The sequence below is a fragment of the Brevibacillus sp. B_LB10_24 genome (assembly GCF_046036945.1).
GTDB lineage: Bacteria > Bacillota > Bacilli > Brevibacillales > Brevibacillaceae > Brevibacillus_C.
Genome location: NZ_JBJQOQ010000001.1, coordinates 396922 through 412468, shown reverse-complemented (window position 1 = coordinate 412468; position 15547 = coordinate 396922). Strand labels below are relative to the sequence as shown.

15 protein-coding genes are annotated in these 15547 nt (G+C 54.5%); all 15 read right to left on the bottom strand.

Going from position 1 to position 15547, the window contains the following annotated elements; genetic code table 11:
- Positions 1-3: 3 nt before the first annotated feature.
- Entirely contained in the window at positions 4-1680 is a 1677-nt protein-coding gene (locus tag ACI7RC_RS02100) for a ribonuclease J (RefSeq protein ID WP_408106553.1), read from the bottom strand.
- Between the two features lie 205 nt (positions 1681-1885).
- The gene (dapA, locus tag ACI7RC_RS02095; RefSeq protein WP_408106552.1) at positions 1886-2761 is read right to left on the bottom strand and encodes a 4-hydroxy-tetrahydrodipicolinate synthase; all 876 of its coding nucleotides are present in this window, start codon (positions 2759-2761) and stop codon (positions 1886-1888) included.
- 46 nt (positions 2762-2807) lie between these two features.
- Complete coding sequence (gene dapG, locus ACI7RC_RS02090) at positions 2808-4031, bottom strand: aspartate kinase (RefSeq protein WP_408106551.1); 1224 nt, start codon at positions 4029-4031, stop codon at positions 2808-2810.
- A gap of 15 nt (positions 4032-4046) precedes the next feature.
- A complete protein-coding gene (locus ACI7RC_RS02085; protein WP_408106550.1) occupies positions 4047-5087 on the bottom strand; it encodes an aspartate-semialdehyde dehydrogenase in 1041 nt (346 codons plus the stop codon).
- A 32-nt stretch (positions 5088-5119) separates the two neighbouring features.
- On the bottom strand, positions 5120-5716 hold the full coding sequence (locus tag ACI7RC_RS02080) for a dipicolinate synthase subunit B (protein WP_408106549.1): 597 nt from the start codon (positions 5714-5716) through the stop codon (positions 5120-5122).
- Positions 5713-6612 (bottom strand): dipicolinate synthase subunit DpsA, encoded by a 900-nt coding sequence (gene dpsA / locus ACI7RC_RS02075; RefSeq protein WP_019119173.1) that lies wholly within the window; start codon positions 6610-6612, stop codon positions 5713-5715. Before dpsA ends, ACI7RC_RS02080 begins: the two co-directional genes overlap by 4 nt.
- 139 nt (positions 6613-6751) lie before the next feature.
- Positions 6752-7006 carry a YlmC/YmxH family sporulation protein gene (locus ACI7RC_RS02070; protein WP_408106548.1) on the bottom strand — a complete coding sequence of 85 codons (255 nt, stop codon included), beginning with the start codon at positions 7004-7006 and terminating at the stop codon, positions 6752-6754.
- A gap of 81 nt (positions 7007-7087) precedes the next feature.
- Complete coding sequence (locus tag ACI7RC_RS02065; protein WP_408106547.1) at positions 7088-8344, bottom strand: M16 family metallopeptidase; 1257 nt, start codon at positions 8342-8344, stop codon at positions 7088-7090.
- 128 nt (positions 8345-8472) lie between these two features.
- Positions 8473-9459 carry a polysaccharide deacetylase family protein gene (locus tag ACI7RC_RS02060; protein WP_408106546.1) on the bottom strand — a complete coding sequence of 329 codons (987 nt, stop codon included), beginning with the start codon at positions 9457-9459 and terminating at the stop codon, positions 8473-8475.
- Positions 9460-9645: 186 nt separating this feature from the next.
- Positions 9646-11769, bottom strand: a complete 2124-nt coding sequence (locus tag ACI7RC_RS02055; protein WP_408106545.1) for a polyribonucleotide nucleotidyltransferase — start codon at positions 11767-11769, stop codon at positions 9646-9648.
- Between the two features lie 129 nt (positions 11770-11898).
- Complete coding sequence (gene rpsO, locus ACI7RC_RS02050) at positions 11899-12168, bottom strand: 30S ribosomal protein S15 (protein WP_408106544.1); 270 nt, start codon at positions 12166-12168, stop codon at positions 11899-11901.
- A 136-nt stretch (positions 12169-12304) separates the two neighbouring features.
- Positions 12305-13246 (bottom strand): bifunctional riboflavin kinase/FAD synthetase, encoded by a 942-nt coding sequence (locus ACI7RC_RS02045; RefSeq protein ID WP_408106543.1) that lies wholly within the window; start codon positions 13244-13246, stop codon positions 12305-12307.
- Positions 13247-13255: 9 nt separating this feature from the next.
- Entirely contained in the window at positions 13256-14173 is a 918-nt protein-coding gene (truB, locus tag ACI7RC_RS02040) for a tRNA pseudouridine(55) synthase TruB (protein ID WP_408106542.1), read from the bottom strand.
- Positions 14166-15164, bottom strand: coding sequence for a DHH family phosphoesterase (locus ACI7RC_RS02035; protein ID WP_408106541.1), 999 nt, complete (start codon positions 15162-15164; stop codon positions 14166-14168). Before ACI7RC_RS02035 ends, truB begins: the two co-directional genes overlap by 8 nt.
- On the bottom strand, positions 15161-15520 hold the full coding sequence (rbfA, locus tag ACI7RC_RS02030; protein WP_408106719.1) for a 30S ribosome-binding factor RbfA: 360 nt from the start codon (positions 15518-15520) through the stop codon (positions 15161-15163). The genes ACI7RC_RS02035 and rbfA overlap by 4 nt, the downstream gene beginning before the upstream one ends.
- Between the last annotated feature and the right edge of the window lie 27 nt (positions 15521-15547).

The window sequence follows — 15547 nt, the reverse complement described above, 5'->3', positions numbered from 1 at the left end:
TTTTTATACCTCCATGATGATCGGAAGGATCATCGGACGCCTTTTTGTCTGCTCGTACAGAAAACGCCCCAACGCATCTTTCACGTTGTTCTTTAAAGAGGACCATTCATTTACATTTTCATCCATGCATTTTTGCAGTGTTTGGGTGACAAGGCGATTTGCTTCATCAAGCAGTTCCTCCGATTCACGGACGTAGACAAATCCGCGAGAGATGATATCCGGACCGGATAGAATCGTGCCATTTTGTTTGCTGAGTGTAACAACAACCACCAGTATTCCGTCTTGTGATAGTAATTTGCGGTCACGCAATACGATATTCCCTACATCGCCTACACCCAATCCGTCGATCAACACGTTTCCGGAAGGCACCTTCGGCCCGTAGCGGGCGACACCGCCGGAAATTTCGACTGTATCCCCATTGTCCAAGAGAAAGATGTTGTCCGGTTCAATCCCGACTTGTTCCGCGAGAATGCTGTGCATCCGCAGCATGCGAAATTCACCGTGGATGGGAATAAAGTACTTCGGTTTGATTAAATTGAGCATGAGCCGCAGGTCTTCCTGACTGCCGTGACCAGATACGTGAACCGTACCGTTGGGACCGTGTCCGCCATATATGACATCTGCCCCCGCCCGGTAGAGCTGGTCGATCGTCCGGGCGACGTACTTTTCGTTTCCAGGAATAGGTGTTGCTGCAATGACAACTGTGTCACCTGGCAGGATGTCTATTTTCCGATGGGCGGATCGGGCCATACGGGTGAGCGCAGACATCGGCTCTCCCTGACTTCCTGTAGACAGTATGACAACTCTTTCGGCTGGAAGCTTGTTTATTTCTTCCGGTTCCACAATGATCCCGTTTGGAACGCGCAGATAGCCCAGGTCCATGCTGATGTTCATCACGTTTACCATGCTGCGCCCGACTACGGTTACTTTTCGATTATGCTCCACCGCTGCATCGATCACTTGCTGGATGCGATGAACGTTGGATGCAAAGGTGGAAACAATGATCCTTCCCGTCGCCTTGAGGAACACATCCCGCAGCGCCGTTCCTACGGTCCGCTCCGAGGCCGTAAAACCAGGCCGTTCGGCATTGGTGCTGTCCGAAAGCAGACACAACACGCCGCGCTCTCCGATCTCGGCCATCTTGGCAATGTCAGCGTTTTGATTGTTGACCGGCGTCATGTCAAACTTGAAATCGCCCGTGTGAACAACCGTGCCTTCCGGCGTTTCTACACAGACGCCGACAGAATCGGGAATGCTGTGATTTGTTCGAAAAAACGTGGCCTTGAGTTTTCCAAGGGTAATCTCTGAGTCTCCATTGATAAGATGACGCTTGGTTTCATTCAGTATGCCCGCTTCTTTCAGTTTTGCTTCGATGAGTCCCAGAGTGAGTTTGGTTGCGTACACAGGTACGTTGAGGTGTCGCAAAACGTAGCTTAAACCGCCGATGTGATCCTCATGCCCGTGCGTAATGATAATTCCGCGTACTTTTTCGCGGTTTTCCTCGAGGTACGTGATATCCGGTATGACCATGTCAATTCCCAGCATTTCTTCTTCAGGGAATTTTAGGCCAGCATCAATAACGACGATGTCGTCATCAGCCTGAATCACGTACATGTTTTTCCCAATTTCGCCTACTCCGCCCAGGGCGAAAATGAGAACTTGATGATTGGACTTCGCCAAATTCTTACCTCCTATATTTAGTTGTCGTTACACTTACTAAACCGCCCCAAATCACTTATGTATATTATACCCGATAATAAAAAGAAAAAACAAGAACAATACAACGTCAGAATGTCGTGTTGAAAAGAGAGCATCCGGGCGGGGTCCAACCCCGTAAAAAAACGCTCCCGATACGTATCGGAAGCGTTGAGACACTTTTGTTTGTCTATGCGTTGTCAGAGAGGAGCGAATGGATAAAGGCCCGTTCCTCATCGCTGGCCGGGACGAGGGGCAGCCTGACCCCGCCGACAGCTACGCCCATCTGCTCGAGGGCCGTCTTCGTCGGCACCGGGCTGGGAAAAGCGAACAGCCCTTCAAAAATGGGCAGCAGCTTTCGATGAAGCGCCGCTGCGGCGTCCAATTTTCCAACAAAGAAAGCTTGGATCATTTCCTGCATCTGCGCCCCGACAACGTGGCTGGCTACGCTGACAACTCCTACACCGCCGATCGACAGAACCGGCAAGGTGATACCGTCATCACCGCTGTAAACTTCAAAGCCTTCCGGCGCATGTTCGATAATCTTCGCGATTTGCGACAGATTGCCGGATGCTTCTTTCACGCAGACGACATTGGGCAGTTTCGCCAGGCGCAGGGTCGTTTCCGCTGTCATGTTGACCGCTGTTCTTCCCGGTACATTGTACAGCATGACAGGCAGGCGAGTCGACTCTGCGAGTGCTCTGAAGTGCTGGTATAAACCCTCCTGGGATGTCCGGCTGTAGTACGGAGCGACAAACATGACGGCGTCCACTCCGGTAGCCTCGGCGGCCTGGGTGAAGGCGATGCTGGAAGCCGTATCATTGCTCCCGGTACCGGCAATGACCTTGCAGCGACCGTTCACATACTGGACAACATGGCGAAATAGCGCCAACTTCTCTTCTGATGAGAGCGTCGGCGACTCTCCCGTCGTGCCGCTTACTACCAGCGCATCGGTGCCGGTCGACAGAAGATGGTCAATCAGGCGCTCGGTTTTTTCAAAATCAATCTGTAATTGCTGGTCAAAAGGAGTGACCATTGCTGTAGCCAATCGGCCAAAAAGTGCCACGATTTCATTCATCCTTTCTCTACTCTACAGTGGTACAGCGTACCGGTTATCCGCTTAGATGGAGTTGAAATTGGCGATGCAAGGATCGGACCGCTTTCACCATGTCTACTTGGCGAACCAGTACCCAGATTGTAGTGTGGGAGTCTGCTGATTGTAGTATTTGAATATCCTCGCTTGTCAAAGCTTCGACGATCTGTGCCATGACGCCCGGCACCCCGGCGATTCCCGCGCCAATGACGGATACTTTGGCACAGCCCGGAAGGATTTGCGGTTCGTAATCCATGCCGTTCAGAATCTTCGCAGCCCTCTCGCCCATCCTGTCGTGGACTGTGTACGCGACACAGCGCGGATTGACATTGATAAAATCAACGCTGATTCCGTTGGTCGCCATCGCTTTAAAGACCTGAAGCTGGGTATCGTACCTGCCTTCCTTGGAAAACACCTTGATCTGGGTAATGTTAGGCACATGGGCAATCCCCATGATCAGGCGGTCGTGAACCGAGATGTTTCGCTTCTCTATGTCGTGCAAACTGGTGACCATCGTGCCGTCATCATCTGTAAAAGTAGAGCGGACACGGATCGGCACGTTACCCTGCATCGCGATCTCCACTGCTCGCGGGTGGATCACTTTGGCGCCCAGATGGGCCATATTGCAGATCTCCGTGTAGGTAACGGTCGACAGCGGTTGGGCTTCTTCCACAATCCGCGGATCGGCAGTCATGATTCCTTTCACGTCCGTGAAAATATCGACCATCTCCGCCTGCAGCGCAACGCCCAGCGCGGTCGCTGTCGTATCGCTTCCCCCGCGGCCGAGCGTCGTGATCTCCCAATCTTCAGTGCGCCCTTGGAAGCCGGGAACGATAACGACATAGCCGCGCTTGAGTTCGTGAAGGATGCGCCCCGGGTTGACGGAATGGATCTGGGCATCCGAGTATTCGTCCGATGTAACGATGCTCGCCTGGCCGCCGGTCAAAATCGTGGCCTTGATGCCACGGGACTGCAGCAGGCTGCACATGACGGATGCCGAGATGATCTCACCGGTGTGCAGCAGCAAATCTGTCTCCCGCGGAGGAAGAGAGTCGCCGTTTTGCGAAATGAGTTGAAGCAAGGTATCCGTGGCGTAAGGATCACCTTTTCGTCCCATGGCGGAAACGACAACCACTAACGCGTAACCTTCTTTGATCGATCGTTCCACATGATGCAGCGCTCTGTTACGGCATTCTTCGGTCGTCAGTGATGACCCACCAAACTTTTGGACGAGAATTTTCATCAAAGATCCTCTCTCCTATTGTCTCGCCTTCAGCATTTCCTCGGCGATTTGGACAGTGTTCCAGGCCGCTCCCTTCAACAGGTTGTCGGATACAATCCACATGTGCAGACCGCGCGGGTGGTTGAGATCACGCCGCACTCGGCCGACAAAGACGTCCAGCTTGCCCACGGCTTTAGTCGCGAGCGGATAGCGCTGCTCCTCTGGCGAATCGACCAGCACGAGGCCGGGGGCATTGGCGAGCAGCGCCGTGACATCCTCCAGCTGGTACTCTTCCTTCAGTTCGACGTAGACCGACTCGCTGTGGCCGCTGACGACCGGGATTCGTACACAGGTAGCGGCTACCTGGATGGAATCATCTCCAAATATCTTCTTGGTCTCATTCACCATTTTCATTTCCTCAAAGGTAAAGCCGTTATCCGTAAATACATCGATTTGCGGAATCGCGTTAAAGGCGATCTGATGGTGAACCGGCAGTTTGCCTACCGGGAGAATTTTCGCCTCTGGCTGTTTTCCTTCCAGGACATCGGCACTCTGGTTGAGCAATTCCTGGATCGCGGAAGCTCCGGCACCAGAGACCGCCTGATAGGTGGAGACGATTACCCGGTCTATTCCATAACGGTCATACAAGGGTTTCAAAGCGGCAACCATCTGAATGGTCGAGCAATTTGGATTGGCGATAATTCCCTTATGCTGCAGAGCCGCATGCATGTTGACCTCGGGAACGACCAGCGGGACCTCCGGTTCCATCCGATAGGCGCTGGTGTTGTCAATGACGACCGCTCCGTGAGCGACAGCGTGCGGCACCAGTTCCTTGCTGATAGCTCCTCCGGCGCTGAACAAAGCAAAATCCACACCGGCAAAGCTTTCCGGTTTCGCCTCTTCAATGGTGACATCCTGGCCCTTGAAGCGGACGGTCTTGCCTGCCGATCTCCCGGATGCGAGCAATTTCAGCTGGGCAATCGGAAAATTACGCTCCTCCAAAAGTGAGACAATTTGCTGTCCCACCGCTCCTGTCGCACCTACCACTGCGACGTTAACCTTCATCTGGTTCTCCATCTTTTCCTCTCCTCCTATGACACTAACGAAATCTAATAGTTGAATCTTTCTATTAGCAAAGGCTGCAATTGACGCCCCTCCAGGGCTGCCTCGCATGAGTCTTTGATCAAGTCCATGTGAGCCACCAGTGAAGTAGGCTTTTTGTCAGGTGCATCCTGGCCAAACGGAACGAAGTAAATGTTTTTTGCGTTGAGCAATTTCCCGATGTTCATGGCATTGAGGCCAAGTCCGTCATTCGTGGAAATGGCAATGACCACGGGACGCAGGTTGCGCATCGTCGCCTTTGCCGCCATCAACACGGGGCTGTCCGTAATCGCATTAGCCAAACGGCTGGTGGAATTTCCTGTACAAGGGGCAATGACCATCACATCCAGCAGTTTAGACGGGCCCAGCGGTTCCGCTTCGGGAATTGTCGAGATGATCTTTTCACCCGTAATCTCCATCAACTGTTTTTGCCAACTTTCAGACGTTCCAAAACGCGTATCCGTCGTCATCAGCGTATGCGTTACGATCGGAATGACCCTTGCACCCGCGTCGACCAGCCGCCGGATTTGCGGCATCGTCTCCTCAAAGGTGCAATGGGATCCGGTTAATCCCCAGCCGATTGTTTTGCCACTCAGGTTGCTCATGATGGTTCCCCCCGGTCCTTGGATTGATCCGCAATCAGGCGGGACACCGTGTTGGCGATGATCTGTCCAGCCGTTTTGGGAGCAACGATTCCGGGTAACCCAGGTGCCAGGAGTGCCTTGATCCCTCGTCTTTCAGCGTATCGAAAGTCTGTTCCGCCCGGCTTGGAAGCCAGGTCAATGATCAGCGTGGCCTGCGGCATCTGTGCGATCACTTCAGCGGTAATCACCAACTGAGGTATCGTGTTGAAGATGATGTCAGCATTTGCAACTTGCGGTCGCAGCTCACTTAGATGAAACGGAGTGAGACCCATTTCATGAATCCTTGCCATGTGCTCCGGACGTCTGGCACCTACCCGAACGCGGGCACCGAGAGCATGAAGGCTGCGGGCCAGGGACATTCCCGTCCTGCCGAGTCCAAGCACGATCACCTGTGAACCGTGGATCGTAATGTCCGTGTTTTGGATTGCCATCATGAGCGCGCCTTCTACGGTCGGGATGGAGTTGTAGATGGCCACTTCATCTCGGTCGAGCAATTCTACCAGAGTGATTTGCTGTCTTAACAAGAGTGTTTTCAGGTATGATTTCGCCATACCCGTATAGACGACGCAGTGCTTCTTTAGGCAGGCGGCATGCTCACTGAGAAACTGCAGCGGTTTTGAACAGAAAACACTCTCGACGAATCCGTCATTATCTGTGCCGACAATAGGCAGGATAAGTGCGTCCACGTCTTTTAACACATCGCATGTTAAAGGTTTTTTCGTTGCCCCGGTAAAACTGCTCTCCAGGTTGTCGAAGCCGATCAGCGTTACAATCGCGTCTAGTTGAATGCACTTTTTGATGACTTCCAACTGGCGGGCGTCACCCCCGATGAAGGCAACATGAATACCCGTTAGCATGCTGTGTTCCCCTTTCCAAACATTTTACTGCATAAACGGTGAAACGCAAATGGTTTTTCCTAGGGCAGAGGGTTTCCCGGAAATCGTTACGGTCTACCCCATCCTATTCGCCGCCAGATCGTCCGGTGACAATCGTCGTCTATGATAGGTGATCGGCATGCCCGCGAAGCGAGACAATCAGCGTATCCGGACCGATCTTGACGATGTTTTTCCACGGGATGACAAAGTCCTCACGGCGCTTCCCCCAGCCGAAAAAAGAACTGCCCGGCAGGACGATCGCCGATATTTCACCCGTACCGGGATCAATTTCCAGATCGGAATTTCGCAATTCTCCCATTCTCTCGCCGTTGTCAAGGCCGATAATCTCCTTGTTGCAAATTTCGCTAAACCGCATGCTTCCGCCCCCTTTTCCCTTTCACAATAAGATTTATACTGCCTTATTGCGAAAAAAATCCGGTCTTGGCCCGGATTATTTCTACTTGATCAGTACATCGTTCTGCACATTGGCTGGGAACTGTTCCAGCGGACTTACCATCGCAATCGCCAGCTGGTTGTGAAACAGCTGTCTTGCTGCCGCCAGTATGGAGTCATGGGTGACGGCGTCGATTTTTTCCGTCATTTGGTCGAGGCTGAGGTGGCGGCCGAGCAGGAGTTCATTTTTGCCCAAGCGGCTCATCCTGCTGTTCGTGCTCTCCAGGCTTAGCATCAGACTGCCTTTCAACTGTTCCTTTCCCTTGCTGAGCTCTTTGGCGGTAATTCCGTGTTCGGTGACATCACAAAGAATGTTCGTGACGATGTCAAACACCTCACCGACCTGATCGGGCGCGGTTCCCGCGTAGACGGTATACATCCCCGTTTCCTTGTACGCCGTATGATAAGAGTAGACAGAGTAGGCAAGGCCCCGCTCTTCGCGGATCTCCTGAAACAGCCGGGAACTCATGCTGCCTCCGAGTACGTTGTTCAGCAAAATCAGCGAGTAGATATCGTCATGGCCGGCCTGAAAGCCTGGGAGCGACAAGCAGAGATGCGCTTGCTCCGTCGCCTTGTGGCGGGCGGTGGTCCTGGCGACGAACGCTGGTTGTTCCACCCTGGCCTGCCCGCCTGAACGCCTGAAATGTCCAAAGCGCCGCTTAATTTCCTCGATCAGGCCGTCGTCGAAATTGCCGGCTACCGCTACCACAGTATTGTCGGGCGTGTAGCGCTGATCGATGTAGCGGACCAGGTCATCCCGCGTCAAGCTGCGCAAAACGCCTTCCGTGCCGAGGATGGAATACCCGAGCGGATGGTCTGCGAAGCTGGCGCGTGCGATCAGGTCGTGAACCAGGTCGTCGGGAGTGTCCTCATACATGCTGATCTCCTCAATGACGACATTCTTCTCCTTCTCCAGCTCGCCTTCGTCAAATACGGAGTGAAAGTACATATCGGCCAGCACGTCGAGGGCGAGCGTCGCGTGCTGATCGAGCACCCGGGCGTAGTAGCAGGTATACTCTTTAGAAGTAAAGGCGTTCACATTGCCGCCGATCTCGTCAAAAGCCTCTGCAATCTCCTTCGCGGAACGGGACTCGGTTCCTTTAAAAAACATATGTTCAAGGAAATGGGAAATTCCGTTATTGCTCTCCTGCTCAAATTTCGATCCGGTTCCCACCCAGATGCCGAGCGCAACCGAACGCACGGAGGGAATTTGCTCCGTTACGATGCGCAGTCCGTTTCCACAGTCATGTCTTTGAATCACGCAGATCCTCCTCTATGAACCAAGCTGGGGCGGCATTGCATGGATGCCCCAAAAGATGCCAACGATCGAGATAAACACGTTTAACTATAACAAACTTCGCGGGTCACTACAACCTTCCAAAGAGGTCTCTACGGCAGATCGAGCCGCTTGCTGGAAATCACTTCGGAGACCGTCATCGGCGCGAGCCCTTCCGCTTTAGCCATTTTGATCAGCTGCTCGAGGGCAGACGAGGAGGAGGCTGTCGGATGCATCAGAACGAGGACGCCGTTGTCCATTTTTTTGCGGACGCGCTCGATTACCGTACTGACAGGCGGATTTTGCCAGTCAATCGTATCAGCCGTCCACATGATCGTCTTCATCTGGAATTCGTTTGCCGCAATGTCCACCACTTGCTGGTTGAAGGCGCCGGACGGGGGAGCAAACAGCGTCGGCCGGAAGCCGATCGCTTCCTCGATCACCTTCTGTGTCCTGCCGATCTCTTCGCGGATCCGCTGGCTGCCAATCGCACTCATGTCAGGATGGGAGTATGCGTGATTGCCGATTTCATGTCCGTGTTTGGCAATTTCACGGGCCAGCTCAGGATTCCGTTTGACCCAGGAACCGTCGAGAAAAAACGTCGTTTTGATCTTGTACCGATCCAGCGTTTTGAGCATCGGTTCCAGGTACTCGTTGCCCCAAGCCACATTGATCATAAAACAGATCGCCGGTTTTTTGGGATTGCCGCGGTAGACGGGATTGGGTCCAAGCTGCTCCAGCGTAACGCCGGGAAGCACTTCCTTGTAGACCAACTGGTCCGGGGTGGTCATGCCCGTCGACCGCATCTGCCGGATCGACGCCTCAACGTCGACCAACCGTCCGTTGTAACCGGGGACAGCTGACTTCCACGCCGGATCGATCTTGGCGTCGATCGGCTGCTCGTCCTTCTGCTGCTTCCACTCCAGCACCTGCCTGCGCAGCGGATCGTCCTGGCCGGCCGGCTGTGCAGGCTGGCCTGTGCTTGTCTCCCGTTTGATCACACTGACGTATTCATCAATCGGATCCGAATTGACCGCCGCGTAGAGAAAAAAAGCCCAGATGACGCCCGCAGCAATCAATTTTCCCGTCTGTTTGTTCATCGTACCACCACCCGCTCCCCCCAAACATTCGTACAAAGCTGCATACACTCTTTGTCCAAATGTATGAATCAGAACGTGGCGGTAGAAGCAAAAAACGCCAAAAGATGCGCAAAGAAAAAAGCTTTGCCTACTCGAAGCGTTAAACTCGTGTAGCGAAGCTTTTCGTCTTGCACCTATTCTGTTGTTCTACTCTGCCTTTGCCGGAGCTCCTTCATCTGCCTGCTGCTCCTTCAAAACCGCTTTGCGCGACAGATTTACCCGCCCCTGATCGTCAATCTCTGTCACCTTGACGAGAATTTGATCGCCGACCTGAACGACGTCTTCCGTTTTGGCGACTCGCTCCATGGCCAACTGGGAAATGTGGCACAGCCCCTCTTTCCCTGCGAACAGTTCGACAAACGCACCATATTTTTCCACGCGCTTGACTGTTCCCAGGTAGGTTTGGCCAACCTGCACTTCGCGGACGAGATCTTCGATGATACTCTTCGCACGCTGGTTTGCTTCCGCATTGACAGAGGCAATAAAGACGCGGCCATCCTGTTCGATATCGATTTTCACGCCGGTCTCTTCGATGATTTTGTTGATCACGCGTCCCTGCGGCCCGATTACGTCGCGAATCTTGTCCGGATTGATCGTCATCGTGAGAATCTTCGGCGCGTACGGCGACAGCTCCTTGCGCGGTTCCGGAATCGCCTCAAGCATCTTTTGCAGGATAAACATGCGGCCTTCTTTCGCCTGCGTCAGGGCCTGCTCCAGAATCTCGCGGTTGATCCCCTCGATCTTGATATCCATCTGCAAGGCGGTTACGCCTTTTGCCGTACCAGCCACCTTGAAGTCCATGTCGCCGAGATGGTCTTCCATCCCCTGGATGTCCGTCAAAATGGAGAAGTGTTTGCCTTCCGTATCCATGATCAGCCCCATCGCGATCCCCGCAACAGGCGCTTTGATCGGCACACCCGCATGCATCAGGGCGAGCACGCTGGCACAGATGGACGCCTGTGAAGTGGAACCGTTCGATTCGATCACCTCTGATACAAGGCGAATCGTGTACGGAAACTCGGTCTCAGGCGGGATGATCGGCTCGATCGCCCGCTCGCCAAGCGCACCGTGACCGATTTCGCGGCGGCCAGGAGGACGCAGCGGACGCGCTTCCCCTACGCTGTACGGCGGGAAGTTGTAGTGATGCATAAAGCGCTTTGACTCTTCCAGTCCGAGGCCGTCAAGAATCTGCACATCACCGAGAGCACCCAGTGTACAGACGCTCAGCGCTTGTGTTTGCCCGCGGGTAAACAGGCCGGAACCGTGCGTTCTTGGCAGGATGCCCACTTCACAGGAAATTGGACGAATCTCATTCAGAGCTCGGCCATCCGGACGAATTTTCTCATGGGTGATCAAGCGGCGAACTTCTTCTTTGACGATGTCGTGCAGGACTTCGGCAATATCGGCAGCTTGATCGGGAAATTCCTCAGCGAAGCGAGCCTGAGTCTCGGCATTGACAGCCTCAATGGCATCAGCACGGGCCTGCTTTTCTTCGATGCGGATCGCATCGCGCAGCTTGGCGTCGGCATAGGCGCGGACCGATTCGTTGATAGCTGGATCAATCTGGTGCAGGACAACCTGCATTTTCGGTTTGCCGATTTCCTCGACGATTTTCTTCTGGAAGTCGATCACCTGCTGGATGACGCTGTGGCCAAACATGATCGCCTCGAGCATCACCTCTTCCGGCACCTCGTTCGCACCCGCCTCGACCATGTTGATCGCGTCGCGGGTTCCCGCTACTGTCAGGTGAATGTCGCTTTTTTCCGCTTCGGCAATCGTCGGGTTAATGACGAATTGCCCGTCGATCCGGCCGACGATGACACCGGCGATCGGTCCTTTAAAGGGAATCTCGGATACGCAGAGAGCCGCCGAGGTGCCGATCATCGCGGCGATTTCCGGCGAGCAGTCCTGATCGACGGAGAGGACGGTATTGACCACCTGTACGTCGTTGCGGAAACCTTCCGGGAACAGCGGTCGAATCGGCCGGTCGATCAAACGGCTGGCCAGGATCGCCTTCTCGCTGGGGCGTCCTTCCCGCTTGATGAAACCGCCGGGAATTTTCCCGACTGCGTACAACCGCTCTTCGTAATTGACCGTGAGTGGAAAGAAGTCGAGATCTTTTGGTTCTTTGGAGACGGTGACAGCCGAGAGAATCGCGGTCTCACCGTAGCGAACCAGGACCGAACCTTGCGCCTGCTTGGCCATTTTGCCGAACTCAAGCGTTAATTTTCGGCCTGCCAGTTCAAAATCGTATGTACGGTATTGCTCCATTTTGCTAGCAGTCCTCCTTTGTGACAGTTCTGATATTTGTTTTTCTGCTTCTACGTATTATTTCCTGCTGCCAGAGAAATAAAAAGCCGAAAAGAAAAAGCGGGTCTCCCCCGCTTTTTTAAGTTGCTATTAGCGACGCAGACCCAGTTTGTCTACCAGCGTACGGTAACGGGCAACGTCTTGGTTTTTCAAGTAATTTAACAGGTTACGGCGTTGACCAACCATTTTCAACAAACCACGACGACTGTGGTGGTCTTTCTTGTGCGTGCGCAAGTGCTCGTTCAAGTTGTTGATGTTTTCGGTCAGAATCGCGATCTGCACTTCCGGCGAACCTGTGTCGCTTTCGTGCGTGCGGAATTCATTGATCAACTGTGTCTTGCGTTCTTGTGTAATCGCCATCTCAACTCACCTCCCTAATAAAATCCCCAACAGCCGAGTCTCCGCCGGTGAGAGTCGGTAAACCAAGCTGTGGTTGGTAACACAACAAAGAGATTATAGCACAGAGGTTCGGCAGAAGTAAAGAATTTCTGCTGTCTTAAAACGCTTCCGTCGCTAAGCGCCGCCGGGCTTCAGTCACATCCTGTTCAATCTGGGCAATCAGCGACTCCACCCCGGCAAATTTCTGCTCGTCCCGCATGAAAAAGAGGAATTCCACTTCGACTTCTTTTCCGTAGATGTCCTCGTCGAAGTCGAACAAGTGAACTTCCAGCGACTTTAGCTTCTTTTCCAGCTCGAATGTCGGCTTGATGCCGACGTTCATTACACCTTGGTACGCCCTTCCCTCAAGGGTGAAGCGGACGCCGTAGACGCCGTTTTTCCCGATCAGATACGGCTTATCTACCCGGATGTTGGCTGTCGGAAAACCGATCGATCGGCCGCGCTTGTCCCCGTGAACTACCGTGCCTTTCACCTTGTACGGCCGGCCCAGCAAGAGGCGCGCTTGTTCGACGTCCCCGTCGTGCAAGTATTCGCGGATGACCGTACTGCTCACTTTTTCACCCAGGCGGTTGACCGGTCCGATGATGTCCAGCCCGTACCGTCCGGCGCTTTTTTCCTGCAGCGTAAGGGCCGTTCCCATCCCCCGGTAGCCAAAGGTATAGTCAAATCCGACGACGACGTGCTTGACCTGGAGCGGCATGAGGAACTCGTTAATGAAATCTTCCGGATAGATCGACGAAAAGGGAATGTCAAACGTGACGATATAGACGATATCTACACCCATTTTTTCTATCTGTTCCAACTTTTCTTCAAGCGGTGTCAAGTAGCGAGTATACCCCGTTTGGCCCAGCACTTCCCGCGGATGCGGATCAAATGTCATCACAGCGCTCCGCCAGCCGCTCAATGCCGCAACGTCAATCGCCTTCTGAATCACACGGCGATGCCCAATGTGCACACCGTCAAAATAGCCCAGCGCCAGGGAACAAGGGCCGGCGTCAAGCTCGGCCGGCAAGGGGTATGAGAGTCGAATCGTTTTCACTTTCCCACCTCAAGACTGAAAGACTTTTTCTGCTTTGGCAAAAGGCCCACGCGGCCCCATGCAAACCCGGTGAATACCGAGCAGCGCTTCACCCGCGTACAGCCGAATCAGGGTTCCTTCCGCGTATTCCGCGCCCGGCAAGGCCGTTTCCAATCCGTTCAAGACCGCTTTTCGGCGGTGCTCCGGGACCTCGCAGCGGGGCAGAAACGACAGCGCCTCATCGATGCTGACCAGTACCCCGGTCAGGTCTTCTCCGCTCTGACACAGGGTTTCCAGAGAATCCAGCGTGACTGCCTGTTCCAGCCGAAACGAGCCGCTTTCGACCCGGATCAGCCGGGCCATATGGGCAGGATAGCCCAAGGCGGCGCCCAGGTCAACACAGAGGGTGCGGATGTACGTACCTTTGGAGCAGCGGCAGTAGAATGAAATGTCGATTGCATCGGCATAGGCGATATGGTGCAGCAGCAGTTGGTAAACCGTTACCTTGCGGGACGCTCTTTCCACCACTTGTCCCTGCCTGGCCAGCTGGTGCAGCCGTTGGCCGTTTACTTTTACCGCCGAGTACATCGGCGGCACCTGCTCGATCTCGCCGGTAAACTGCTCAAACAGGGAAAGGACGCGCTCGGCGGTAATCGCTGATGCATCCACCTGGCTGACCTCGACTGCTTCGCCCCCCGCGTCCTCTGTCGTCGTCGACATGCCAAGCCGCAGGACCGCCTCATACGCTTTCGGCAAATCCTGCAGGTATTCGACGATCCTCGTCGCCTTTCCGATACAAATCGGCAAGACGCCCGTCACATCCGGGTCAAGCGTGCCGATGTGGCCTACTTTTTTGGTTTGAAACAAGCGGCGCACGCGGGACACGCAGTCGTGTGAGGTCATCCCCGCCGGTTTATGTAGGACGAGAACACCGCTTGGCTCAGTCACGCAGACCCACTCCTGCCAGCGCCTCGCCGAGCTTGGCAAGCACGAGTTCTTCCGCCTGCTCCAGACCGCCCTGAAGCGTACAGCCCGCGGCCCGTGCGTGACCGCCGCCCCCGAGGCTTTTCGCGATCTCGGCGACGTCGACTAGGCTGCGTGAGCGTAGGCTTACCTTGACGACTCCTGGTGCGTTTTCCGTCAGCAGCACGCCGACCTCGACACCTTCGATATTGCGCCCGTAGTTGACAAGGCCGCTCAGGTCTTCCGGCGAAGCGTTCGTTTCTGTCAGATCGGCATGACTTACCTTCAATGCGGCAACGCGGTTGCGGTAGTGAAGCTTCAGCGCCCCGAGAGCCCGCTGAAGCAGGTGCACATGCTCTAGCGTGATCGATTCGAGACAGCGTTCTGCGATCTCGCCCGGCTTGACGCCGTAGGCAAGCAGGCGGGCGGCAATCTCCATCACGCGTGGCGTAGTGTTGGAATAGCGAAATCCTCCCGTATCCGTAAGCAAACCCGTGTAGATGCAGGTGGCGATCGACTCGTCTACGGGAAACTGGCCGGCGGCAGCCAGTTCGTAGATAATCTCCGCAGTCGCAGCGGCATCCGTGCGGATGACGTTCACCTGACCGAAGCGGTCGTTGGTGGGATGATGGTCGATGTTGACGACACGGGCGTCCGGCGCCAGCAAGGAAGCCGCCTCGCCAATCCGTTTGGAATCAGCGGCGTCAACGGCAATAACGCAGGAAAACGTCCTGCCCAGCGGCTGCTCCCGGAGGTTGACGATTCGTTCAAACCCCGGCATAAAGCCGAATTTTGCCGGCGTCTCCCCTTCGTTGACCAGCGTACAGCGCTTGCCTAATTGCTCCAGCATCAGTCCGACTGCCAGTGCCGATCCTGTCGTATCCCCGTCCGGACTGACATGGGAGATGATCAGGAAGTCGTCGTGTTCCCGCATAAACCGGGCAGCATCCTGAAGCCGAGCGGTGTACTCGCTCATCCCTTGTCCTCCTCTTCAACGGAAATCTTGCGCAGGATGGACTCGATCTTATTGCCGTAGTCGATGGATTCATCCAATTTAAATATGAGATCGGGAACGTGGCGCAGTTGAATCCTCCGGCCGATCTCCGTGCGCAGGTAACCCTTGGCTTTGTGCAGGCCGGCGAGGCTGGCTTCCCGCTGCTCAGGGCTGCCAAATACGCTGACGTAGACCTTTGCCTGCTGCAGATCGCTCGTCACTTCCACTCCGGTCACCGTGACGAAGCCGATGCGGGGATCCTTCATCCCTCGCTGCAGGATGAGGCTCAGCTCTTTTTTGATTTCCTCCCCCACACGGCTCATTCTTGTTTTATTCATACTCATGTTCGTTCACCTCCAGCAAGG